The sequence below is a fragment of the Corallococcus sp. AB045 genome, from assembly GCF_003668895.1.
Taxonomy (GTDB): Bacteria; Myxococcota; Myxococcia; order Myxococcales; family Myxococcaceae; genus Corallococcus; species Corallococcus coralloides.
Genome location: NZ_RAWN01000146.1, coordinates 1 through 25,406, shown reverse-complemented (window position 1 = coordinate 25,406; position 25,406 = coordinate 1). Strand labels below are relative to the sequence as shown.

General features: G+C 67.8%; 12 protein-coding genes and 2 pseudogenes. 7 read left to right on the top strand and 7 right to left on the bottom strand.

The window, feature by feature from the left end; all coding sequences use genetic code 11:
* A pseudogene (locus D7Y21_RS28825) lies at positions 1-843 on the bottom strand (hypothetical protein); the annotation flags it as partial.
* A 211-nt stretch (positions 844-1,054) separates the two neighbouring features.
* Between D7Y21_RS28825 and ruvX the strand changes: the two are divergent.
* Positions 1,055-1,510, top strand: coding sequence for a Holliday junction resolvase RuvX (gene ruvX, locus D7Y21_RS28820; protein WP_121716977.1), 456 nt, complete (start codon positions 1,055-1,057; stop codon positions 1,508-1,510).
* Between the two features lie 32 nt (positions 1,511-1,542).
* Here the strand turns inward: ruvX and D7Y21_RS28815 are convergent, their stop codons facing one another.
* Entirely contained in the window at positions 1,543-3,132 is a 1,590-nt protein-coding gene (locus D7Y21_RS28815) for a glycosyltransferase family 39 protein (RefSeq protein ID WP_121716975.1), read from the bottom strand.
* 572 nt (positions 3,133-3,704) lie between these two features.
* Here D7Y21_RS28815 and D7Y21_RS28810 point away from each other — a divergent pair.
* The 4 genes from D7Y21_RS28810 to D7Y21_RS28795 all read left to right on the top strand — a co-directional run bounded on the left by D7Y21_RS28810 (position 3,705) and on the right by D7Y21_RS28795 (position 9,743).
* Positions 3,705-5,768, top strand: coding sequence for a PrkA family serine protein kinase (locus tag D7Y21_RS28810; protein ID WP_120566271.1), 2,064 nt, complete (start codon positions 3,705-3,707; stop codon positions 5,766-5,768).
* Positions 5,769-5,803: 35 nt separating this feature from the next.
* Positions 5,804-6,913, top strand: coding sequence for a DUF444 family protein (locus tag D7Y21_RS28805; protein ID WP_120566270.1), 1,110 nt, complete (start codon positions 5,804-5,806; stop codon positions 6,911-6,913).
* 41 nt (positions 6,914-6,954) lie between these two features.
* Positions 6,955-8,448: a SpoVR family protein gene (locus D7Y21_RS28800; RefSeq protein WP_120566269.1), complete on the top strand. Its 1,494-nt coding sequence runs from the start codon at positions 6,955-6,957 to the stop codon at positions 8,446-8,448.
* A gap of 104 nt (positions 8,449-8,552) precedes the next feature.
* Positions 8,553-9,743, top strand: a complete 1,191-nt coding sequence (locus tag D7Y21_RS28795; RefSeq protein ID WP_120566268.1) for a peptidoglycan DD-metalloendopeptidase family protein — start codon at positions 8,553-8,555, stop codon at positions 9,741-9,743.
* 81 nt (positions 9,744-9,824) lie between these two features.
* Here the strand turns inward: D7Y21_RS28795 and D7Y21_RS28790 are convergent, their stop codons facing one another.
* Positions 9,825-10,412, bottom strand: coding sequence for a DUF2378 family protein (locus tag D7Y21_RS28790; protein WP_120566267.1), 588 nt, complete (start codon positions 10,410-10,412; stop codon positions 9,825-9,827).
* A gap of 278 nt (positions 10,413-10,690) precedes the next feature.
* Here D7Y21_RS28790 and D7Y21_RS28785 point away from each other — a divergent pair, with 278 nt between their 5' ends.
* The gene (locus D7Y21_RS28785; protein WP_121716973.1) at positions 10,691-13,198 is read left to right on the top strand and encodes a glycogen/starch/alpha-glucan phosphorylase; all 2,508 of its coding nucleotides are present in this window, start codon (positions 10,691-10,693) and stop codon (positions 13,196-13,198) included.
* Positions 13,199-13,254: 56 nt separating this feature from the next.
* Here the strand turns inward: D7Y21_RS28785 and D7Y21_RS28780 are convergent, their stop codons facing one another.
* From D7Y21_RS28780 to dnaE, 4 genes are all read right to left on the bottom strand, one after another.
* Positions 13,255-15,207, bottom strand: coding sequence for a M3 family metallopeptidase (locus D7Y21_RS28780; protein WP_121716971.1), 1,953 nt, complete (start codon positions 15,205-15,207; stop codon positions 13,255-13,257).
* Between the two features lie 236 nt (positions 15,208-15,443).
* A complete protein-coding gene (locus D7Y21_RS28775) occupies positions 15,444-20,420 on the bottom strand; it encodes a lamin tail domain-containing protein (protein ID WP_147469403.1) in 4,977 nt (1,658 codons plus the stop codon).
* A 123-nt stretch (positions 20,421-20,543) separates the two neighbouring features.
* The gene (locus D7Y21_RS28770) at positions 20,544-21,347 is read right to left on the bottom strand and encodes an SDR family oxidoreductase (RefSeq protein ID WP_121716967.1); all 804 of its coding nucleotides are present in this window, start codon (positions 21,345-21,347) and stop codon (positions 20,544-20,546) included.
* 20 nt (positions 21,348-21,367) lie between these two features.
* Positions 21,368-24,913: a DNA polymerase III subunit alpha gene (gene dnaE, locus D7Y21_RS28765; protein ID WP_120566262.1), complete on the bottom strand. Its 3,546-nt coding sequence runs from the start codon at positions 24,911-24,913 to the stop codon at positions 21,368-21,370.
* Positions 24,914-25,148: 235 nt separating this feature from the next.
* Here dnaE and D7Y21_RS28760 point away from each other — a divergent pair.
* A pseudogene (locus tag D7Y21_RS28760) lies at positions 25,149-25,406 on the top strand (arylsulfatase); the annotation flags it as partial.

Here is a 25,406-nt window from a genome sequence, read left to right as displayed (position 1 = left end):
TCCGCCGCCATGGCCCGGCCGACCCGACACGCCACCATCCGTGCTCCCCGTGCCGCTGCCCGGCCGCCCCGTGCCGCCGGTGCCCGGCCGCCCTGCCCCGCTGCCCGGCCGGGAGCCACCGCCGGGGGTGGGCGGCGCGCAGTCCGTCGGAGGGGGCGCGCAGTCCGTCGGCGTGGGGGCCGGGCGGCCCGGCCGCTCCGGACGCCCGTACTTCGCGAACTCGCCGGCCAGCCGCTTGGACTCCTGCTGGAGGCCCACCAGCTCGATGCGGTCATCGTTCATGCCCGGCAGCTTCAGCAGCAGGAGGCTCTTCTTCGCCGTGTCCACCTGTTCGAAGAAGGCGCGGTTGTCGACGAGGAACTTCGCCGCGTCCCGGAGCGAGGGCGACACGTTCTTGTCCTGGGAGATGCGCTGGAGGTCCGCGTGCGACAGCGAGCCGTCCTTCTTGCCGTCCAGCAGGTCCAGGTAGCCGAAGTTCGCCTCCAGCGTGCGCAGCGAGTCCGCGTAGTCCAGCAGCTTGGGGTCCAGCGGGCTGCGGCTTCCAGAGGTGCCTCCCGCCTGCGAAGCCCCCGACGAAGCGGAGCTCGCGTAGCCCGCGCCCGCCTTCGCCGCGTCCTGGGGCGCGCAGTACTCCGTCTTCGCGGATGGGTTCTTCTTCAGCTCATCCGCCACGCCCAGCGCGCCGCTGGCCGCCATCATCACGTTGCCGCTCATCACCCCCGCGGCCGTCTTGATGGAGTTCGTGAGGACGGGGGGAAGCCCCAGGGCGTCCCCCGCCAGGTCGGCCACGGCGGTCATCGGACCGCCCAGCAGGTTCGCCACGCCTTTCAGGATGTCGAGCATCGATACTCCCGCGCGACGGGTTGAAGTGGGTGCTGCCAGGTGCCGCGCGCCGTCTCTTCGGACGCGGACAGGCATTGCAGCGGCGGTGCCGGGCGGAACCGCGCTCGGGGCGAGTCGAAACGCGGGGTTGGCCCACGGGGTCCGCAAGCCGCGTCCCCACCCACGGACGGGTCGGTCCGCCGCGGAGGATTGCGGCTAGAGTCCCGCGCCCATGCGCACCTTCGGGCTCGACTACGGCACCAAGACCATCGGGGTGGCCGTCTCGGATGGACTGGGGCTCACCGCCCAGGCGGTCACCACCGTGCGGCGCACGTCGCTCAAGGGGGACCTGGCGGAGCTGTCCCGGCTCGTGAAGGAGCACGAGGTGACGCGCTTCGTCCTGGGGCTGCCCCTCAACATGAACGGCACGGAGGGGCCCCGCGCGGAGGCCTCGCGCAAGTTCGCGCAGGTGCTGGAGAGCGCGACTGGACTGCCCGTGGAGCTGTGGGACGAGCGGCTGTCCACCGTGGCCGCCCAGCGCACCCTCCTGGAGGCGGACGTGCGCCGGGAGAAGCGGCGGGAGGTCATCGACCAGCTCGCCGCGCAGTTCATCCTGCAGGGCTGGCTGGACGCGCACCGTCCCAAGGACGAGGACGGCTACGACGACAACTACGACCCGGAGGGCTGAAGCAGCGCCTCCGGGGAATCGCTGACGACGGACTACGGCTGGCGCCGGTACACGTGCAGCGGCGCCGAGAAGCCGTCCTGCTCCTGGTACGCCACGCCGTCGAGCGTCAACGTGCGCCCCTCCAGCTTCACGCCGGGGTCCTTCACCAGCTTGCCGCCATCGAAGCGCACCAGCACCTCCGGCCGCGCGTCCGCCAGGCGCTGGCGGAAGGTGTCCCAGCGCACGCGCGCCATGCGCATCTCCGGCAGCGTGGAGAAGAAGGCCACCTGCAGGTCCATGTAGCGCGGATCATCGTCGATGGCCGCCGCGCCGCCCTTCGCCGCCACCTCCTCCTTGAGGTAGCGCGCCACCTGCATCACCGCCACGGGGTTCGTGGACGTGGGGCTCACCGGGCGCAGCGAGTCATGCAGCCCGCCCTCGGTGCGGAACGTGTAGATGCCCAGCGCCACCGGCATCACCACCGCCAGCACCGCGCTCACGCCCACCACCGCGCGGCGCGCGAAGGCCCCCTTGTTGCCCACCAGCGCCGCCAGGCCCGGCGCCATGAACACGGGCAGGAGCACCAGCTGCGTCACCGTGAAGCGGGCCAGGGGCACGAAGTTCAAGAGCACCGCCGCGCGCAGGGTGAAGTACAGCGTGGGCACCACCGCCATCACCACCAGCCAGCGCGTCTCCGGGTGCTTCTTCCACGCGCGCACCATGCCCACCGCGCCCAGGAGCGCCACGCCGGGCGTCAGCGTGAAGAGCGCCACCGCGGGCCAGAACCCCAGCTGCTGCAGCCGCCAGCCCAGCGCGCCCCCCGCACCACCCGAGTCGGCCACCCACTGCTTGTGGAAGTCCTCCACCGCCTTGATGGGGAAGAACGGGTCGCCGTGCGCCAGCTCGTTGCCCTGCATCCACAACAGCGGGAACGGCAGGCACACCAGGCCAAAGCCCACCGCGCGCGTCAGGGACGCCACCCGGTCCTCGCTGCTGAACACCAGCGCCACCGTGATGAGCGGGATGTACATCCACGCGTCGTAACGAAGCGCGCACGCGAAGTTGAGCAGCACCGCGCCCCAGAACAGCGGCTGGAAGCGGTTCTCCTCCACCCCTTCCGCCACCAGCGCGAACACCGCCAGCATGAAGAAGAGCGACACCGACTCACTGCCCGCGGTGGTGGAGAACTGCAGGTGCATGCCCCACGCGCTGAAGGCCAGCCCCGCGGCCACGCCCGCGCGCCAGCCGAACAGCCGCCGCGTCAGCGCGAACAGCGGCACCACCGACGCCACCCCGAACAACAGGCTCACCAGCCGGCCCGCCACGTCGCGCTCGAACACCGACAGCACCGCGCCCACCAGGTACAGGTGCAGGGGCCCGAACTGGTACGTGCCGTCCTTGTAGGACGTGATGACGTGAGGGTCGGCAAGCCACCGCTCCGCCAGCTCCGTGCGCACCACCGCGTCCCCGAAGAGGTTCTCGTTGATGAAGAACACCCCCAACCGGGGCAGGAGCGCCGCCAGGAGCAGCAGGCCCACCAACCACCGGGTGGACGGCTCGGGCTGGGGTGCGGGCACCGCGGACAGACCGGGCACGGCGGTAGGAGGGGAAGCAAGGGCGGCGGGACTCGAAGCGGGAACCATGGCGCGCGCGAGGATACGCAGGCAGGGCTCAAAGCCAAGCCAGCGTCCCTCCCACCTGCCCGGTGCCCGCCCGCCTGCCCTGTGCTTCTTGGGGAATCACTTCCCCGGGCAGCGTGGGATTCGCGCCGTTACGCACCCTTCTGGGCGGGATGGAACCGGTGCGCCGGCCGTCACGCCGACATGTGGAGCGGACACGGACGCTGCCCCACAGTGAGGGCCTGCCCGGACGGGATGTCCTCCAGCGGCAGCCCAAGCGTCGGGAAGTACGCGCTTGGGTGAGGTGGGACCGGACACATCGCACCGGGGGGGCTCCTCCCAGCGCGCGTCAGGGTCCTTATAATCGAAGTGCCTTTTCACCCCGTGGAGGAGGGCGGCTCCCCTCCGACACGAGCCGAACGCGCGGTCCCACTCCGCGGCGGGGTCCCGAAGGGGCTGAAGCATCGCGATTGTCGTCGCCTGGGACCTCTTCGGAGTGGGTGTGGAATGGCCTTCCAGCCCTCCAGGTTCACCATGTTGGCCCCCCGGAAGCACGCGACCGTTCGCGTCCTCCTGTGAGGCTACGAGGGAGAGACATGAAGGACGCTGAGAAGGGCTCGTGGGTCTCCAGGATCGCCGCGTTCCAGGACGTGAAGACCTACGCGGAACTCAACTGGGAGGGCTCTTTCGAGGACTACCTCGAAATCGTCCGCAAGAACCCCAAGGTCACCCGCACCGCCTTCCAGAGGATCTACGACATGATCCTCAGCCACGGGAAGTCGGAGTACATCGACAACAAGAAGAAGCTCACCCGCTACCACTTCTTCAGCGACGAGCGCTTCGGCGGCCGGGACGCCATCTTCGGCCTGGACGTGCCGCTGATGAAGCTGGTCAACGTCTTCAAGTCCGCGGCGCAAGGCTACGGCACGGAGAAGCGCGTCATCCTCCTGCACGGCCCCGTGGGCTCGTCCAAGTCCACCATCGCCCGCCTGCTCAAGAAGGGCATGGAGGAGTACTCCAAGACGCCGGAGGGCGCCGCCTACACCTTCTCCTGGCTCACCGACAAGAAGCAGCCGGACGGCACGGTGACGAAGGAGAAGATGAAGTGCCCGATGAACGAGGAGCCCCTCAACCTCATCCCCCGTGAGTGGCGCGACAAGGTCTTCTCCGAGCTGTCCCCGCCGGAGTCCGGCTACACGATTCCCAACGGCTGCGAGCTGTGCCCCGCGTGCCGCTTCGTCTTCAAGGAGCTGATGACCCAGTACGGCGGTGACTTCGCCCAGGTCATGGGCCACGTGCACGTCAACCGGCTCATCTTCAGTGAGAAGGACCGCGTGGGCATTGGCACGTTCCAGCCCAAGGACGAAAAGAACCAGGACTCCACCGAGCTCACCGGCGACATCAACTACCGGAAGATCGCCGAGTACGGCTCGGACTCCGACCCGCGCGCCTTCAACTTCGACGGCGAGTTCAACATCGCCAACCGCGGCGTCATCGAGTTCGTCGAAGTGCTCAAGCTGGACGTCGCGTTCCTCTACGACCTGCTCGGCGCGTCGCAGGAGCACAAGATCAAGCCGAAGAAGTTCCCTCAGACGGACATCGACGAGGTCATCATCGGGCACACCAACGAGCCCGAGTACAAGAAGCTCGAGAACAACGAGTTCATGGAGGCCTTGCGCGACCGTACGGTGAAGATTGACATCCCGTACATCACCAAGCTCGCGGAAGAGGTGAAGATCTACGAGAAGGACTTCAACTCCCGCGCCATCAAGGGCAAGCACATCGCCCCGCACACGCTGGAGATGGCCGCCATGTGGGCCGTCCTCACGCGCCTGGAGGAGCCCAAGAAGCACAACCTGTCGCTCCTGCAGAAGCTCAAGCTCTACAACGGCAAGACGCTCCCCAACTTCACCGAGGACAACATCAAGGAGCTGCGCAAGGAGTCCGTGCGCGAGGGCCTGGAGGGCATCAGCGCCCGCTACATCCAGGACAAGATCTCCAACGCCCTGGTGAGCGACAAGGGCGAGGGCTGCATCAACCCCTTCATGGTGCTCAACGAGCTGGAAGCCGGCTTGAAGACGCACTCCCTCATCAACACCGAGGACGCGCGCAAGCGCATGAAGGAGCTGCTCACCACGGTGAAGCAGGAGTACGAGGACATCGTCAAGAACGAGGTCCAGCGCGCCATCAGCGCCGACGAGGACGCCATCGGCAAGCTGTGCGGCAACTACATCGACAACATCAAGGCCTTCACCCAGAAGGAGAAGGTCCGCAACAAGTACACCGGCATCTACGAGGTGCCGGATGAGCGCTTGATGCGGTCGATTGAAGAGAAGATCGACATCCCCGAGAGCCGCAAGGACGACTTCCGCGGGGAGATCATGAACTACATCGGCGCGCTCGCCGTGGAGGGCAAGACCTTCAACTACCGGACCAACGAGCGGCTGCACAAGGCGCTGGAGCTGAAGCTGTTCGAGGACCAGAAGGACAGCATCAAGCTCAAGAACCTGGTGTCGTCCGTCGTGGACAAGGAGACCCAGGAGAAGATCGACTTGGTGAAGGACCGGATGATGAAGAACTACGGGTACTGCGAGATCTGCTCCACGGACGTGCTGAACTTCGTGGCCAGCATCTTCGCCCGCGGTGACGCCAAGGAGTAACGCCTAGCGACTTGCCTCAAGAGGGACGTGACACCGTGACCTTGAAGATCCACCAGGACCACTCCCGCTTCAAACAGATCGTCCGCGGGAAGATCAAAGCCAACCTGCGCAAGTACGTGCAGAAGGGCGAGATGCTGGGCAAGAAGGGCAAGGATGCCATCAGCATCCCCATCCCCTTCATCGACATCCCGCGCTTCAAGTACGGCCACAAGGAGCAGGGCGGAGTCGGACAGGGTGACGGTGACGTGGGTCAGCAGCTCGGCCCCGGGGCGGTGGAGCCCGGGGACGGGCATCAGGCCGGCCAGGGCGAGGGAGACCACGCCCTGGAGGTGGACGTCACGCTGGAGGAGCTGGCGCAGATTCTTGGCGAAGAGCTCCAGCTGCCGCGGATTGAACGGCGGCAGAACGAGCGCATCGTCACGCAGAAGGTGAAATACACGGGCGTGAACACCACGGGCCCGGAGTCCCTGCGCCACTTCAAGCGCACCTTCAAGCAGGCCCTGAAGCGTCAAATCGCCACCGGCACCTACGACCCGAAGATGCCGGTCATCATCCCCACGCGCGAGGACCGGCGCTACCGCAGCTACAAGCTGCAGGAGCTGCCGGAGACCAACGCGGTCATCATCTACATGATGGACGTGTCCGGTTCGATGGGGGACGAGCAGAAGGAGATCGTCCGCATCGAGAGCTTCTGGCTCGATACGTGGCTCAAGCACCAGTACAAGGGGCTGGAGTCGCGCTACATCATCCACGACGCGGTGGCCCGCGAAGTGGACCGCGACACGTTCTTCCACACCCGCGAGTCCGGCGGGACGATGATCTCCAGCGCGTACAAGCTGTGCCGGGACATCATCCAGGCGGACTACCCGAAGAGCGCGTGGAACATCTACCCGTTCCACTTCAGCGACGGGGACAACTGGAGCGCGGACGACACGCGCCAGTGCATCGAGATGCTCCGCAACGACATCCTCCCGCAGGTGAACCAGTTCGCCTACGGGCAGGTGGAGTCGCCCTACGGCAGCGGGCAGTTCATCAAGGACCTGCGCGAGGCGGTGGGTGACACGAACAACGTCTCGTTGAGCGAGATCGCGGACAAGGACGCCATCTACGCCTCCATCAAGGACTTCCTCGGCAAGGGGCGCTGACCAGGCGCTTCTGTCTCATCCCCCACCGGAGCCACCGCCCCATGCCCAAGAGCCTCACACCGCGACTCGCAGCGCTGCGGGATGAAATCCACGGCTACGCCAAGGAGTTCGGCCTGGATTTCTTCGACACCGTCTTCGAGATGGTGAGCTACGACGAGATGAACATGGTGGCCGCCTACGGCGGCTTCCCCACCCGCTATCCCCACTGGCGCTGGGGCATGGAGTACGAGCAACTGGCGAAGGGGTACGAGTACGGGCTTTCGAAAATCTACGAGCTCGTCATCAACAACGACCCCTGTTACGCCTACTTGATGGAGAGCAACCCGGAGGTGGACCAGAAGCTGGTGATGGCCCACGTCTACGGTCACTGCGACTTCTTCAAGAACAACTTCTCCTTCCGGCACACCAACCGCCGGATGATTGACGACATGGCCAACCACGCCACCCGCGTCCGGCGGTGGGTGGACAAGATTGGCGTGGAGAAGGTGGAGGACTTCATCGACCGGACGCTGTCGCTGGAGAACCTCATCGACCAGCACGCGCCCCACATCCGGCGCAACCCGGACCCGCAGCGCGCTGAGGAAGAGGCCAAGTCCAACGAGCGCGTGGAGGGCTTCAAGGTGAACCGCGAGTACATGCGCGGCTTCATCAACCCTTCGGAGTTCATGGACTCACAGCGCAAGCGCGCGGAGGATGAGAAGCAGCAGCGCAAGCGCTTCCCGGAGCGCCCTCAGCGCGACGTGCTCTACTTCCTCCTGGAGCACGCGCCGCTGGAGCCGTGGGAGGTGGACATCCTCTCCATCCTGCGCGACGAGGCGTACTACTTCGCGCCGCAGGGCCAGACGAAGATCATGAACGAGGGGTGGGCCAGCTACTGGCACTCCACCATCATGACCCGCCGGGCGCTGCGGGACGAGGAGATCATCGACTACGCGGACCACCACTCCGGCACCATGGGCGTGCGCCCCGGCGCCATCAACCCGTACAAGCTGGGCATCGAGCTGTGGCGGGACATCGAGGACCGGTGGAACAAGGGCAAGTTCGGCAAGGAGTGGGACGAGTGCGATGACCTTCGCGCGCGCCAGGCCTGGGACAAGAAGCTGGGCGCGGGGCGTGAGAAGATCTTCGAGGTGCGCAAGCACTACAACGACATCACCTTCATCGACACGTTCCTCACCGCCGAGTTCGCCCAGCAGCAGAAGCTCTTCGTCTACGGCTTCAACGACAAGCGCAACTCGTGGGAGATCTTGGACCGCGAGTTCCGCAAGGTGAAGAACAAGCTGCTCACGTCACTCACCAACTTCGGCCAGCCCATCATCGAGGTCGTGGACGGCAACTACGAGAACCGCTCGGAGCTGCTGCTCGCGCACAAGCATGACGGGCAGGACCTGAAGGGCGACTACGCGCGGGAGACGCTGCGCAACCTCCAGTCCCTGTGGCGGCGGCCGGTGAACATCATCACCCGCTACGACGGCAAGGGGACCCTGCTGCGCTACGACGGGCAGCACCACTCGGAAAAGAAAGTGGAGCTGTAAGTCTTCCGAGCCTCGGGGGCCTCAAGCAGGCAGGCGGGCTTGGGAAGTGCGGTCAGGATTTGGGCGGAGGACCAACAGTCCTCTACACTCCTGTATCGCCCCCCATGAAGACCGCTTCCCTCCTCTGCCTTGCCGCCCTCGGGGTGGCTTCGACGTCCGAAGCCGCCACCCAGTTCGAAATCAAGAACCGCCGCATCGAGCCGCGCCAGACGCTGGCGGGCGCGCTGCACGACGCGCAGCTGCCCGACGAGCAGGTGACGGCGGTCATCTCCGCGCTGGAGGGCGTGTTCGACTTCCGCAAGTCGCGCGTGGGCGACCAGTTCCGGCTGGTGATGAAGAACGGCGAGCTGGACTTCTTCGACTACCGCCAGAGCACCGTGGACGAGTGGCAGGTGCGCCGCGACGGGGAGAAGTACGTCGGCAGCAAGCGCTCCATCGAGGTGGAGAAGCAGGTGTCGCTGGTGTCGCTGGAGATCAGCTCGTCCCTGTACGAGGCGACACTCGCGGCCGGCGAGGACCCGTCCATCGGACTGGTGCTGTCGGACGTGTTCGCGTGGGACATCGACTTCTACCGGGACGTGCGCAAGGGCGACAAGGCCAAGGCCCTGGTGGAGAAGTTCGTCTCCAAGGGCCGCGTGCTGCGCTACGGCGAGGTGCTGGCGGCCACGTATGAGGGCGGCCTGGTGGGCAACAAGCGCGTGTTCCGCTACGTGCTGCCCAACGGCGAGGCCAACTTCTTCCAGGAGGACGGCGCCAGCGCGAAGAAGACCTTCCTCAAGAGCCCGCTGAAGTACGCGCACGTCACCAGCAGCTTCGGGTCGCGCTTCCACCCGGTGCTCCAGTACGTGAAGAACCACAACGGCGTGGACTACGGCACACCCATTGGCACCCCGGTGTGGGCCGTGGCGGATGGCACCGTCGTGTCCGCGGGCAACGCGGGCGCCGCCGGCAACATGGTGGTGCTGCGCCACGCCAACGGCATGGAGACGCAGTACATGCACCTGTCGCGCTTCGGCGACGGCGTGCGCTCCGGCCAGCGCGTGCGGCAGAAGCAGGTGATTGCCTACTCCGGCAACACCGGCCGCTCCACCGGCCCGCACCTGCACTTCGGCCTGAAGCGCAACGGCACCTACGCCAACCCGCTCACCCAGAAGTTCCCCCGCGCGGATCCGCTGCCCAAGGAGCTGACGGCGGACTTCCTCGCCAAGGCGCAGGACATGGCCCAGCAGATTGACGCCGTGTCCGTGGCCGCCGTCGCTGGCAAGGCGGGCCCGCCGCCCACCGCCACGAAGTAGGCGCCAAACGCCTTGAGTTGACAGCCCCCGGGCCCCCTCCCCTTCACGGTGGAGCGGGGCCCGTCGCTTTTCGCCGAGCCGTCAGGTCCACTCGATGAGGAACTCGGAATCGCCCAGGCACCGCTCGGTGCCCCGCACGCTGCCCTCGCGGTGGAGCGCGCTGAGGGGGCCAACGAGGATGCCCTCGTGGACCTCCACGGGCAGCAGGTCGCCCTTGAAGACGAGCCGCACGCGCTTGTCGCCCAGGGCCTGGTACTCGCGCTGCCCGTAGCTCACCGCGGTGGAGTACGACGCGGGCGCGTTGCCATAGAGGCGCTTGGGGTCTCCGCCGCCAGAGGTGAGGCGCAGGAGCGTCTGCCCCACCGTGGACTCGAAGAACGTCCCGACGATGGCCTCCCCGCACGCCCGCAGGGCCGCGTCACGCGTGCCGAACTCCGGCTGGAGCGCCTCCGACGCGAAGGCGAGCAGCCGCAGGAAGTCCACCGCCGGGTAGGAGAAGAAGTCCACGGGGCTGCGCTGCATGAGCGGCGCGCGCAGACGCTCCGCCGCGTCACGCCCCAACCGCTGGTGCACGAGCCGCAGCACCGCCGCGAAGCTCAGCCCCCGCACGGTGTCCCCCGGCCGGGTGAGGGCAATGCGCTGCTCCAGGTCATCCAGGGGGAGGGACATGCACAAAGCGTTTTACCCTACTTCCGCGTGATTCCGGTCCCTCTCACGAGGTCGATGCGGATGTCTGTCATTCCCTGGGGCCGCGCTGCGTCACGGCGGGTCCCCGAGCACCTTCCCTCCCTGACGGGGGAAGCGGCCGACCCCAGGCGTGGGACGTGGGTTTCCCCTGCCCTGGGCTGGCGTGACACGGTACCCTTCCGTCATGGGCGTCCCGCGTCAAAAGCGCGGGCGCCTGCACAGTCCATCAACCCCCTCGCGACCTTCGAGACGACCGACTTATGGCTCCTCCCGCCTCCGCGCGCCCCGCATCGCCCCCGCCCTCCGCCTCGGGAACCCCCGAAGACAGCGGCCGCACCGGGCTCGACGCGGCCAGCGTCCGTCGCGGCTTCTTCGAACACGTGCGCTATTCGCGCGGCAAGAACCCGGAGACGGCCACCCCGCACGACCGCTTCATGGCGCTGTCCCTGGCCGTGCGTGACCGCCTCACGGACCGCTGGGTGAAGACGGCGCGCACCTACTACGAGCAGGACGTCAAGCGCGCCTATTACCTGTCCGCGGAGTACCTGTTGGGTCGCGCGCTGGGCAACAACCTGCTCAACCTCAACATGTACGAGGCCGCGGCCGCCGCCATGCAGGAAGTCGGCGTGGACCTGAGCCAGCTCCTGGAGATGGAGCCGGACGCGGGCCTGGGCAACGGCGGTCTGGGCCGGCTGGCGGCGTGCTTCCTGGATTCGCTCGCCACCCTGGGCTACCCGGGCATGGGCTACGGCATCCGCTACGAGTTCGGCATCTTCTCCCAGGACCTGGTGGAGGGACACCAGGTGGAGCGCGCGGACGAGTGGCTGAAGTTCGGCAACCCGTGGGAAATCGTGCGGCCGGAGAAGGCGGTGCCGGTGCGCTTCTTCGGGCGCGTGGAGCACCACCAGGGTCCGGATGGCCGGCCGGTGGCGCGCTGGGTGGGTGGCAAGACGGTGATTGGCGTGCCGTACGACACACCCATCGCGGGCTACGGCAACAACACCGTCAACACGCTGCGGCTGTGGCAGGCGCGCGCGAGCGCGGAGTTCGACCTGCTGCTGTTCAACGCCGGTGACTACGAGCGCTCCGTGGTGGAGAAGAACGACTCGGAGGTCATCTCCAAGGTCCTCTATCCCAACGACGCGTTCCAGGCCGGCAAGGAGCTGCGCCTCAAGCAGCAGTACTTCTTCGTGGCGTGCTCCATCGCGGACATCGTCCGGCGCTACCTGAAGAACCACAACGACTTCCGTGACTTCTCCCGGAAGGTGGCCATCCAGCTCAATGACACGCACCCGGCCATTGGCGTGGCGGAGCTGATGCGCGTGCTGGTGGACGAGAAGCGCCTGCTCTGGGACGAGGCGTGGTCCATCACCCAGGAGACGTTCGGCTACACCAACCACACGCTGCTGGCGGAGGCCATGGAGCGCTGGCCGGTGTCGCTGTTCGAGCGGCTCCTGCCGCGTCACCTCGAAATCATCTTCGAGATCAACCAGCGCTTCATGCGCCAGGTGCAGATCCGCTACCCGTTCGACGTGGAGAAGCAGCAGCGGATGAGCCTGGTGGAGGAGGGCCCGGAGAAGAAGATCCGCATGGCCCACCTGGCCGTGGTGGGCAGCCACAGCATCAACGGCGTGGCCGCGCTGCACACGGACCTGTTGCGCCGCGACGTGCTCCCGGACTTCGCGCAGATGTACCCGGAGCGTTTCAACAACAAGACCAACGGCGTGACGCCGCGCCGGTGGCTGGCGTGGTGCAACCCGCGCCTGTCCAAGCTGATCACGAGCCGCATCGGTGAGGGCTGGGCCACGGACCTGGACCAGCTCCTGAAGCTGGAGGCGCACGCGGAGGACCCGGAGTTCCGCAAGGCCTTCCGCGAGGTGAAGCGCGCCAACAAGGAGGAGCTGGCCCAGCACGTGAGGGACTTGCGCTGGGTGCAGCTCAATCCGGACGCCATCTTCGACGTGCAGATCAAGCGCCTGCACGAGTACAAGCGGCAGCTGCTGGACGCCGTCCACATCGTGGCGCTGTGGATGAAGGCGCGGCGCGACCCGGCGAGCGTCATCACGCCGCGCGCGTTCCTCTTCGGCGCGAAGGCGGCGCCGGGCTACCACCTGGCGAAGCTGACCATCCGGCTCATCAACGGCATCGCGGAGGTGGTCAACAGCGACGCGGGCGCCACGGGGTTGCAGGTGGTGTTCCTGCCCAACTACCGGGTGAGCCTGGCGGAGCGCATCATCCCCGCGGCGGACGTGTCCGAGCAGATTTCCACGGCGGGCTGGGAGGCCTCCGGCACGGGCAACATGAAGCTGATGCTCAACGGCGCGCTGACGCTGGGCACGCTGGACGGCGCCAACGTCGAAATCCGGGACGCGGTGGGCGACGAGAACTTCTTCCTCTTCGGCCTGACGGCGGACGAGGTCATCGCGCGCAAGAAGGCCGGCTACAAGCCGCGCGAGGTGTACGAGTCCAACACGGAGCTGCGCGAGGCGTTGGACCTCATCCGCTCCGGCTTCTTCTCGCCGGAGGACCGCAACCTCTTCCAGCCGCTGGTGGACAGCCTGCTCAACGAGGACCGCTACCTGGTGCTGGCGGACTTCGCGGCCTACGCGGCGAAGCAGGAGGACGTGGCGCGCGCCTACAGGGACCAGGAGGGCTGGACGAAGAAGTGCATCATCAACGTCGCCCGCGCGGGCATCTTCTCCTCCGACCGCACCATCAAGCAGTACGCGGAGGAGATCTGGCGCGTGCAGCAGACGAAGGTGGAGTGACGTTCCGCTGAGCACCGGCAGCCCCAGCCTCCTGGGGCTGCCGTGTCGTCAGCCGCTCAGGCGGCCTTGTTGAGCCACGCCTCGTACGCGCGGAAGTCGTAGTCGCGGCCGAGGAAGTGGTTCACGAGGCGGGCGGCGTCGTCGGAGCCGCCCGGCTCCAGCACGGCGCGGCGGTAGGCCTGCGCGGGCTCGGGGTTGAGCAGGCCCTTCGTCTGGAAGACCGTGAAGAGGTCCTTCGCGATGACCAACGACCACATGTACGTGTAGTAGTTGGACGAGTACCCATCCAGGTGCCCGAAGGTGAGGTGGAAGTACGTGCCCTCCAGGTACGGGAAGGGGATGTACTGGCCCTGCAGCTCTCGCACGAGCGCGGTGGCGTCCAGGTCCTTCGGATCGCGCCGGTACAGCTCCAGGCTGAGCGCCGCGTAGAACATCTGCTGGCGCACGAAGAGGCCCTTGCCGAACTCGTCCGCGGCGAGCATGCGCTCCACCAGCTCCGCGGGCAGCGCCTCCCCCGTCTGGTAGTGCTTCGCGAAGGTCTGCAGGCACGTGACGTCGCGCGCCCACTCCTCCAGCATCTGCGACGGGGCCTCCACGAAGTCCCACTCCGTGCGCACGCCGGACAGGCCCGCCCAGCGCGTGTGGCCGCCGAAGATGTGGTGCAAGAGGTGGCCGAACTCGTGGAAGAACGTCTCCACGTCGCCGTGCTGCATGAGCGCGGGCTCCGTGCCGGGCTTGGGGAAGTTGCAGATGAGCGCGCCTTCCGGAAGCCGCCGCCCGGACTTGCCGCTCGTCAATGTGAACTGGGCCGCGTGCTTGTACTTGTCCGCGCGCGGGTGCATGTCCAGGAAGAAGCGGCCCTTGAGCGTGGTGCCTTCGTAGACGTCGTAGACCTCCACGTCCGGGTGCCACACGGGCACGTCCTTCACCGGGCGGTAGGTGACGCCGAAGAGGCGCGCGGTGAGGTCCAGCACGCCCTGCTTCACGCGCGTGTATTCGAAGTAGGGGCGCACCGTCTGCGAGTCGAAGGCGTACTGCTCCGCCTTCACGCGGTCATCCAGGTGGCCGGAGTCCCACGGGTTCACCTTGTCGGCGTTCGGGTCGTCCTTGCGCTTGCGCTCCAGGAGCACCGCGTAGTCGCGCTTCATGCGCTCTTCGGACGCGTCGGCGATCTTCCGGATGAAGGTGCCTGCGGCGTCCGCGGTGCGCACCATCTTGTCCTCGGTGGCGTAGGCGGCCCAGTGCGGGTAGCCCAGGAGCGTGGCCAACTCGTGGCGCTTCTGCACCAGGCTCTGGAGCACGTTCACGTTGGCGGGGTAGCCGCGCTGGCGGTTGGCGCGCCAGAGCTCCTCGCGGGCCTTGCCGTCGCGCGCGTAGGTGAGGAAGGGCACCAGGTCCGGGTAGTCCGTGGAGATGCGCACCTGGCCGTCCTCGCCGGGGGCGTGCGCGCGCACGTAGTCCTCCGGCAGGCCGTCCAGCGCGGAGGGGGGCAGGGACACCTTGCGGGTGTCCTGGCTGATGTTGCGGCTGAACTCCTGGCCAATGCGGACGAGCTCCTCCTGGAGCGCCTTCACCTTCGCGCGGGTGGCGTCGTCGCGGTCCACACCGGCGCGGCGGAAGTCTCGCAGCACCTTCTCCATCCACTTGCGCGTGGCGGCGTCCTGCTGGGACAGGTCCACGCGCGCCAGGACGTCGTAGACGCCCCGGTCCATGCGGATGTCGTTGGCCAGGTTCTCGATGGCCTGTTCGGAGGCTTCCGCGGCCTCGCGCAGGGCGGCCTCCGGGTGCGTGTGGCGCACGACGCTGGCGCGCGCGGCGGCATCATCCAGCGCGGCGGAGGACTCGTCGAACACCTCCAGGACCTCCTTGGGGGGCGTGGAGGCGGGCAGCGTCTTCAGTCGCGCGATGCCGTCGCGGGCCCTGGCCAGGGCCTCCTCGCTCGCGCGGCGGAACTCCTCCGGCGGGCAGGTGACGTGGCGGGCGGCGTCGGGGACCAGGGGCTCGGACACAGGTAAGGCTCCTCTCAAGCCGTGGGTGTCAGGAAAGTGCCCAAAGCTAATGCGCTCCGCCGGCCCTGGCAGCATCCGTGTGGCGTGGCGCGGGCGGTTGCCGGGCAGTGGACGCCCTCCCCTGCCCCGTCCGTCGGGCGGCGGACGGGCGGGCGGTGCCCCAACGGCGGAAGGCCGCCCCGGCGTGCGTGCCGGAGGCGGCCTTCCTGGGACTTCTCAAGGGCGAGGCGGAGGCGTCAGTAGAACTCGAGCGGGCTCGAGGAGTTCTGTGGCTGCCGGACGGCGCGGGTCACGAAGTCATCGAAGTTGTTGTTCGAGTCGTAGGCGTTGCCCCTCAAGGCATCCGCGCCACCCGTGTCCAGGGTGGAGGAGATGGAGGTGGACACGGCTTTGCGCTCGATACTGTTGCCGCGCGCTGGCGGCGCCACGGCCTGGGAGCCTTCTGGCAGCATCCGGCCCGTTCCGTAGGCCAGCGTGTCCGCGACACCCGTCGAGGTGGTGGGCACCAGCGTGGACGTCGAGTCACCCAGCCGGATATTGCCCCCGCCCTGAGCCAGGTCCACACCGCCGCTCCAGACCGCATCCACGGTGATGGACGGATTGTTGGTGACGAAGCGGCTGCTCGCGAACAGGAAGTAGCCGTGCGCCTTGATGACCTTCCGAGGCGTGGTGGTGCCCACTGTCGCCGCGAGGGTGTAGTCCGTCGAGCTACCGGCCGCGGAGCGATACATCAACTTCCAGCCCGTCAGGTCGATGTCCGCATTGGTCGGATTGTAGATCTCGATGAAGTCCTCATCCGTGTTGGCCACGCTTCCAGGCGAGACTTCGCTGATGACCACGTGGTTCGTCAGCGGAGCCTTCACCACCGTCACGGAACCGTAGGTGCCCTCGGGCGGATCCACCTTGCCGAACTGGTCGCAGTACACCCACGGCGCTCCCGCGTCCGTGAACCGGTAGCGGAAGCCGTAGCTGTACGTGCCGGCCGTGGGAATCTGGAGGATCGCCTTCATCTCGTCGTTGTTCGAGCCCGGCGAGTTGAAGCCCGCGTTGAACTCCGCCGCCTTCCACGTCCAGCCCGCGGGGTTGGTGGGGTCCGAGCCGTAGCCCAGCTGCGCCTCGATGCGGGGGTAGTAGTCGTTGCCACTCGTGTTCTTCTGCGTGACGTCGCGGCTGTAGAACTGGCTGTAGATGTCGTAGCTGTCGGTGGTGTTGATTTCCGCCGGGTAGGCGCCGTTACCCGCCGGGAACGTCTTCGGGTACTGGATGGCGCACCAGTTCAGCGGCTTCTCCACGTTCAGGCCGCAGTCGTCGTTGGTCTGGCCCGGCGTGCCCCGGTCCCCGCCGGACAGGCTGCCGGTGGATTCACACCAGTACCAGGCCTGGGCGCTGCCCTTCGTCCCGATGATGCTGGACGCAAGGCTCATGGCCCGGCCCGTCGCCTGGGGGAACGCGCTCGTGTACGTGAGGCTGTCCACCGTCACCGTGCCCTGCTTGAGCGTGATGGAGCCGGTGCTGTCCATGAACACGTCGATGCCGTAGTCGGTGTTCGCCGACACGCCACCATTGCGCGTGAAGTTCGCGTCCTGCGCGAGCACCGTCCTCCCTCCGGGGGGCACCAGCAACGTGGGGTTGTGGAGCACCGTGAAGGACGAGGCCGTGCCCGCGCCGTCCACCAGGTTCACCACCAGGCCGTGCGCATCCAGCAGCTTCGACGTGGTGTTGGTCAGCTCCAGGTACTCCGTGGTGCCCGCGGAAGGCGAGTGCATCACCTCCGAGATGACCAACTCGCCCGCGCCCGGGTGCGGCGCGTTGGTGCACGCGCCCGCGTAGCAGACCGCGTCCGCGCCGGTGCAGGCCTGGAGGGACCCCTCGCCGTCCTCACAGGTCGGCGAGCCGTTCCGCACCACGCACACCGACGAGAACACCTCCAGCGAATAGCCATCCTCCGTGCACTGGGGCGCGGGCGGCGTGCACACGTAGCCATCACACGGGTTGGTGGTGGCGGCGCTCGCGGTGGCGAGCATGCTGGCGTTGCCCGCGCCGTCGAACGTCCTCAGCGCGAAGTGGTACGTCGTGGCTGCCGTCAGGCCGGTGACAGTGAAGGACTCCGCCGTGCCCGCCGTCCGCGGCGCACCCACGCCCGTCACGAGCGTGGCCACGCCGAAGGTCGCGTCGTTGAGGGGGAACGTGGCGTAGCGCAGCTCGTAGCTCGCGGCCGTGCCCAGCACACCGTCATCACCGGGGGCCTGCCAGTCCAGCCGGATGCTGGCACCGTCCACCGCCGTCGCGCTGAAGTCCGCCGCGGCGGCCGGCGACTCCACGTCGGAGACGATCAGGTCCGCCGACGTGACGGTCTGGAAGTCGTCCGCGCTCACCCGGAGCTGGTACGTGCCTTCGTCGTTGATGCTGAGCTCGCCGAAGGTGGCCACGCTGCCCGTGGTGGTGCGCGTGGGGATGCCCTGGGCGAAGGTGCCGCCCACCAGCGCCAGTTGCACGTCGGCCGACGCGTCGGTGAGGGTGTTGCCGTAGGCGTCCTTCACGGCCACCTGGATGTCCGCCAGCGCCTGCCGCACCGAGCCCGTCGTGGGCGCGGAAGCGAAGGTCAGATGGCCCCCGGCCGCCGGGACGATGGAGTAGGTGTGCGAGGCCGTGAGCGACGCGTCCGCCACGTCCTCCGCGGTGACAGACGGGGCCCCGGCGGTGCGCAGCTCCACGCTGAAGGTGTGCCGGCCCTCGTCCAGCAGGGTGAACGTATAGGCCCCGGGCAGCACCGCCTGCGCGTCCGTGGAGGAGAAGGTCACCGTGGACGCGTAGTCCTTCGCCACGTTGCCGTAGGTGTCACGCGCCACCAACTCGTAGCTCAGCGACTGGCCCGCGCCGAAGGGGCCCGAGCTCGCGACGGCCTCGAGGACCGCGGCCGCGCCAGCCTGCACGTCCACGTCCACCGTCACCGTGAGGGCCGGGGTGACGGTATCCGTGGCGGTGAAGGTCCGCGCGCCCGCCGTCTTGAACACGAGCCCGGAGACGGTCTTCTGGCCCTCGTCCGCGGGGGCGAAGACGGCGTCCGCGGGAATCTCCGCCTGCGCGTCCGACGACGTGAAGTGCACCGTGCCGGTGTAGTCCTTGAGGATGTTCCCGTAGACATCCGTCGCGGACAGGGTCACCGCGAGCAAGGCGCCCGCGTTGACCGGCGCCTGGAAGGGCGCCAGCACCAGCTTCGCCGCGGCGCCCGCGCCCACCGTGAAGGCCTGGCTCACCTTCGTCAGCGCACCCGCCGTGGCGGTGAACGTGAACGTGCCCGCCGTATCCACGCGCAGGCCAGGGAACGTGGCCACGCCGTCCACCGCCGCCACGGTCACGGCCGGGAAGCCGGACTGGCCGGTGAGGGTCAGCGTCACCGCCGTGGTGGCCGTGGAGACGACGTCGCCGCGCGAGTCCAGCAGCGACACTGCCACGTTCGCGAGCGCCGAGCCCGCGGTGCCGTTCGACGGCTGCGGCGTGAACGCCAGCTGCGCCACCTGCGGATCCGACGTGGACACCGCGAGGCTGTCCGACCGCGCGGAGTTGCCGTGCGCGTCCGTCACCTTCAGCGCCACGTGGTACGTCTGGCCCGGCGTCAGGCCGGAGAGGTTCGCGGACTGCACCGTGCCCGCGGGCACGGGGGCGGCGACGGTCACCGGCGTCGCCGCGTTGAAGGCCGCGTCCGTGGTGATGGCGGACGTGGAGTAACGAAGCTCCTGCGACGCGAGCTGTCCCTGCACACCGTCATCCCCCACGCCCGTCCACTGCACGGTGAGGCCCGTCTCCGTGGCCCCCGTCTGCGTCAGCACCGGCTTCGCGGGCGCCACGTCATCCACCACCTGCACGTCCGCGCTGCTCACGTCCTGCAGGCCCTGCGCGGAGGCCACCAGGTGCGTGGTGCCATGCCCCGCGATGCTCAACCCCGTGAACGTCGCGACGCCGTCCACCGGAGCCGCGCTCACGGCCCCCGCGAGCGTGAAGGCCCCCGCCGGCAGCGACAGCTTCACCGCCAGCCCGGTCGCCGACACCGGGTTGCCGAAGGCGTCCTGGACCGCCACCTTCACATCCCCCAAGGACGCGTGCGTCGACACCGGCGAAGCGGGCTGCTGCGTGAACACCAGCTTCGAGGGCGCCGCGGCGGACACGTCCACGGGCTGCTCGAACGAGAAGTCCCCCGCGCTGTCCGCGATGGTCAGGAACTGACGCCCGGCCGTGCGGAAGGTGATGCCCTGGAACTTGAACCTGCCCGCGTTCGCGGCGGTGAACGTGTGAGCGGCGGGCAGCGTCGCGGCCGCGTCCGTGGACGTCAGCGTCACCGTGCCCGAGTAGGTCGTCACCGTGTTGGAGTACTGGTCCTTGAGCGTGACATCCAGGTCCTGCGCCACGCCCGCCGTGGCGGTCTCCAGCAGGGTGCCCAGCCCCAGCCCCGACACCGCGCCCGGCACCACCGAGATGAAGTTGCTGGTCACGGCGATGCAGCCCGGAGCTTTCGCGATGAAGTTTAGGATGCCGCTCGCCTTCTTCAGCACCACGTCCGAAAAGGTCGCGACGCCGTTCACCGCCGCCACCGTCAGCCGCCCCTCCGGGAGCACGATGCCGCCCGAGCCCAGCGACAGCGTCACCTCCGCCGTGCTGTCCGTCACCAACGCGCCGGCGCCGTCGAGCACCTCCACCACCAGGCCTTCGAGCGGCACGCCCACCATGCCGTCCGGCAGTGTCGCGCGGAACGCCAGCCTCTTCACGGTGCTGACGCTGGCGAAGTCCACCGTGGCCGTCTGGGTGAGCGGCACGCTCTTGCCGGTATCATCCAGCACGGAAGCCTTCACCGTCTTCACGCCCGGCACCGTGGAGGACACCCGCGCCCTCGCCACCCCGGTAACGTCGGTGATGGCCGCTGACTCCAGGACGGAGGCGCCCTCCCCCTCCACCGTCACCGTCACCGTGCGCCCGGACAGCCGCGAGCCGTCCGCCTTGCGCAGCGCCGTCACCGAGACGACCGCCACGTCCTGGCCGTTCGCGAGCACCCCCGTGGGCCGGTCCACCGTCACCGTGGAGGCCGCCACGTCCACCACGCCGTCCACCTCGGGCGGGGGCTGCGGGGAGGTTCCAGAGTCATTGCAGCCGAGTGACAGGCCCAGACACAGCACGCTCAACCCCAGACAGCGGGCGAGCACAGCGATCCGTGGGGACATGGAGGTCTCCGTCCAGCGAGCAGCCCCGCGCGGCAGCGTGCACTTCACGCAGGGTTGCAGTGCTTTCTAGCAGACCTCCCCCGGCCCCCGCTAAACAGGGCCGGGACTTTGCACACACTGGAATCAGCCGTTGATGGCCTGGAGCACCGCGGCGCCGCCCAGGAGGGACTGGCCGCCGTCGCAGACCATGATGGCGCCGGTGATGAAGGACGCGGCGTCCGAGGCCAGGAAGAGGGCCAGCCGGGCGATGTCGTCCGGGGTGCCGAAGCGCTGCAACGGCAGGGCCTCCGCGAGCTTCTGACGCGAGCCCTCCGACGGAGCCAGGCGGCTCATGCCCTCCGTGCCCTCAATCGGGCCCGGGGTGATGGCATTGACGCGCACGCCCGTGCCGCCCCACTCGATGGCGAGCACGCGGGTGAGCATGTCCACGCCGGCCTTCGCGGCGCACACGTGGGCCTGCATGGCCATGGGCAGGTAGGCCTGGGGCGCGGAGATGTTGATGACGGCGGCGCCCGGCTTGCGCAGGTGCTCGAAGGCGGCGCGGGACACGTTGAAGGTGCCCAGCACGTCGATGTCCATCACCGCCTTGAAGCCGTTGGAGGACATGCCCAGCACGGGCGCGGGGAAGTTGCCGGCGGCGCCGCACACCAGCACGTCGATCTCGCCGTACGCGTCCTTCACCTGCTGGAGCGCCTTCTCCACCGACGCGTAGTCGCGCACGTCCGCGGCCACGCCCATGGCCGTGCCGTGGGCCTGAAGGCCCTTCACCGCGCCCTCCAGCTTCTCCACGTTGCGGCCGTTGATGGCCACCTTCGCGCCCGCCTTCACGAACGCGGTGGCGATGCCGAGGTTGATGCCGCTGCTGCCGCCGGAGACGAACGCCGTCTTGCCCTTGAGCAGCCCATCCTTGAACACGCTGTCCGCCATGGAATCGCTTCCTTTCGAAATCAGCCGAACTCCACGACCTTCTGCCCGAAGAGGCGGTCCACCGCGAGGAGCAAATCGTCGTTCACCTGCACCTTGAGGGTGGTGCCGGAGATGTGCGCTTCCGCCTCCCCGGGGAACAGCACACTCACCGCCACCGGGGTCGCGCCCGCGTACTTCTTCGCCAGCTCGTTGAGCTTCGCCAGCCGCTCCTCGGTGACGATCTCCGCGGGCAGCCGCAGCTCCAGGCGCTTGGTGCGCTTCTCACGCACGGCCTTGAGGCTCTGGATGTCCTCGACGATGAGCTCCGCGGTGGGCGTGTTCTCGTCGCGCTGGGAAATCTGCACCGTGCCGGTGACGAGGATGGGGTCGTCCGACTTGAGCAGGTGCTCCCAGTGCTCGTACCCCGGCTTGGGGCCCTGCTTGGACCACTTGCCGTCCTTGCCCATCACGTTTCGCGTGCCGTCCTTGCCCGGGAAGCACACCAGCTCCGTGGAGCCAGACAGGTCTTCAATGGTGACCCACGCCATGCGCTTGCCCGTCTTGGTGGGGCGCTCGCGCAGCACGGTGATGATGCCCGCCACGGTGAGCTTCTCGTCGCGGCGCGCGCGCTGCACGGCGGTGATGGGCCGCGCGTAGCGCTTGAGCTCCTTCTCGTACTGATACAGCGGGTGGCCGGACACGTAGAAGCCGATGGACTCCTTCTCGAAGGCCAGGCGCTCCTTCTCCGGCCACTCCTCCACCGCCGCGTAGTCATCCTTGAGGCCGGTGCCGGAGGACGCGGGGCCCGCGAGCATGCCGAACAGCGAGCTCTGACCCGCGGCCTTGTCCTTCTGGCTGGACGAGCCGCGGTTCATCGCGCGCTCGATGGTCTCGAAGAGCTGCGCGCGGGGGCGCTTCTCGAAGTCGAAGGCGCCGGCCTTGACCAGCGCTTCCAGCACCTTGCGGTTGACGCGGCGGCCGTCCACGCGCTCGCAGAAGTCGAAGAGGCTCTTGAAGGGGCCTTCCTTACGCGCCTCCAGGATGGACTCGATGGCGCCCTCGCCCACGCCCTTGATGGCGCCCAGACCGAAGCGGATCTTCCCCTCCACCGCGCCGAAGGCCATGTCGGACTGGTTCACGTCCGGCGGCAGCACCTGCGTGCCCGACTCGCGGGCCTCGCCGATGTGCTTCACCACCTTGTCGGTGTTGTCCTTCTCGCTGGTGAGAAGGGCGGCCATGAATTCGCACGGGTAGTGGGCCTTGAGCCACGCCGTGTGGATGGTGACCAGGCCGTACGCCGCGGAGTGGCTCTTGTTGAAGCCGTACTCGGCGAACTTCTCCATCAGGTCGAAGATTTCGCCCGCGACCTTCAGGTCCACGTTGTTGATCTTGCAGCCTTCGAGGAAGCCGGCCCGCTCGGCCTGCATGACCTCGGCCTTCTTCTTGCCCATGGCGCGGCGAAGAAGGTCGGCGCGGCCCAGGGTGTAGCCTCCCAGCACCTGGGAGATCTGCATCACCTGTTCCTGGTAGACGATGACGCCGTAGGTGTCCTTGAGCACCGGCTCCAGGTTGGGGTGCGGGTAGGCCACCTTCTCCCGGCCGTGCTTGCGGTTGATGAAGACGTCCACCATGCCGGAGTCCAGCGGACCCGGGCGGTAGAGCGCACCCGCGGCGATGACGTCTTCGAAGCAGGTCGGCTTCAGCTTCATCACCATTTCGGTGAAGCCGCTGGACTCCATCTGGAAGACGCCGGCGGTGTCGCCCTCCGCCATCAGCTGCCACATCTTCTCGTCGTGCAGCGGGATTTCGTGCCGCTTGATGTCCTTGCCGTGGTTGCGGTTCACCAGGTCCAGCGCGTGCTGGATGACCGTGAGCGTCTTCAGGCCGAGGAAGTCGAACTTCACCAGGCCCGCGGCCTCCACCTCGTCCTTGGCGAACTGGGTGATGAGGATCTTTTCGCCGGGCGGCTGGTAGACGGGCACGAACTCCCAGAGCGGCTTGTCCGCGATGACCACGCCCGCGGCGTGCATGCCGGGCTGGCGGTGCAGGCCCTCCAGCGCGAGCGCGATTTCCAGCACGTCCTTGGTGGTGACGGGGTTGCCCTCCACCTCACCGATGTTCTGGGGCTTTTCGATCATCTCCTTGAGGCGAGGCTCCATCTCGATGGCCTCCTTCAAGGTGATGTTGAGGACTTCGGGCACCAGCTTGGCGATGCGGTCGCCTTCGCTGAAGGGCAGGCCGAAGACGCGGCACACGTCGCGCAGCACGCTCTTGGCCTTGAGCGAGCCGAACGTGATGATCTGCCCCACGTTCATCTCGCCGTACTTGCGGCCCACGTACTTGATGACCTCGTCGCGCCGGTCCTGGCAGAAGTCGATATCGAAGTCCGGCATCGACACGCGCTCCGGGTTGAGGAAGCGCTCGAAGAGGAGGTTGTACGGGATGGGATCCAGGTCGGTGATGCGCAGCGCGTAGGCGACGAGCGAACCGGCGCCGGAGCCACGGCCCGGGCCCACCGGGATGTTGTGGTCCTTGGCCCAGTTGATGAAGTCCTGGACGATGAGGAAGTAGCCGGAGAAGCCCATGCGCTGGATGACGCCCAGCTCCAGCGTGAGGCGCGCCTGGTACTGCTCGCGGTCGATGGGGTACTGGCCTTCCAGTTCCTTGAAGCGCTGGCGCAGGCCCTCGTAGGCCAGCTCCGACATGAAGGAGTCCGGGGTGTGGCCGTCCGGCACCTTGAACGTGGGGAGCATGGGCTTGCCCAGCTTCAGCTCCACGTTGCACATGTCCGCGATGCGCATGCTGTTGTGCACGGCCTCCGGCGAGTCGGAGAAGAAGCCGAGCATCTCCTCCGGGCTCGTGACGTAGAGCTTGTCGGTGGAGTGGCGCAGGCGCTTGTTGTCCGCCAGCGTCTTGCCGCTGGCGATGCACATGAGCAGCTCGTGCGCCTTGGCGTCCTCGCGCTTGATGTAGTGCGCGTCCGCGGTGGCGACGAGCGGGATGTCCAGGTCACGAGACAGCTGCTTCAGGTTCTCGTTGGCCTTGTCCTGCTCGACCATGCCGTTGGACTGGACCTCCAGGTAGAAGCTGTCGGGCTCGAAGATGCCCTTGTATTCGGCGGCCACGCGGCGGGCGTGGTCCATGTCGCCGCGGAAGCACGCGCTGGTGACTTCACCGCCCAGGCACGCGGTGAGGCCGACCAGTCCCTTGCTGTGCTCCGCGAGCACCTGCTTGTCGATGCGCGGGTGGTAGTAGAACCCGTTCATGTACGCGGTGGAGGACAGGTAGCGCAGGTTCGCGTAGCCCTCCGCGTTCTTGGCCAGGAGGATGAGGTGGTGGGCCACCTTCTCGGAACGGTCCTCGCGCCCCTTGGGGCCGGCGACATAGGCCTCCAGGCCGAGGATGGGCTTGATGCCGGCGTCCTTCGCCTTCTTGTAGAAGTCGATGGTGCCGAACATGTTGCCGTGGTCCGTCACGGCCACGCTCGACATGCCCTTCTCCTTCACCGTCTTGATGAGGTCCTTCATCCGGATGGCCCCATCCAGCAGCGAATAGAGGGTGTGGAGGTGAAGGTGGGTAAAGGACATGGGCGTTCCGGCTCCCGGTGAAGAAAGAGGCGCCTGAACACTAGAGCCCGCAACCCCTGCTCGCCAGTCCAGTGACGGGGCTGGAAGAAAGAAGCGGGACGCGCGCGTGCGGGGCCCGGAAAACCGGCCCGGGAGACACCGGGAGCGGAATTCCAGCCCCCCGTCCGTCCGGGCGTGGGCACTCCTTCCGGCCACGGGGTGGCCGCCGTGGGATTCGTGACCACGCTGCCCCAGGATGCCCGCCTTCGCCCGTACACCGCCGACGCTCGCTCGCGCCCTCCTGCTGGGCTGCCGGGCGGGCCTGCTCGTCTTCCTGGCGCTCTACACGCTCTGTGCCCTGCTGAACATGCAACTGGGTTACCAGGGGAACGAGAGCCACGTCGTCACGGAGTACGTGTGGAACGCGTGGCGGAGCGTGGTGCTGTGGCAGGTGGCGCGGATCATCGGCGCGTACTGCGTGGTGGGGCTGGTGCTGGGGGCGCTCTTGGGGGCC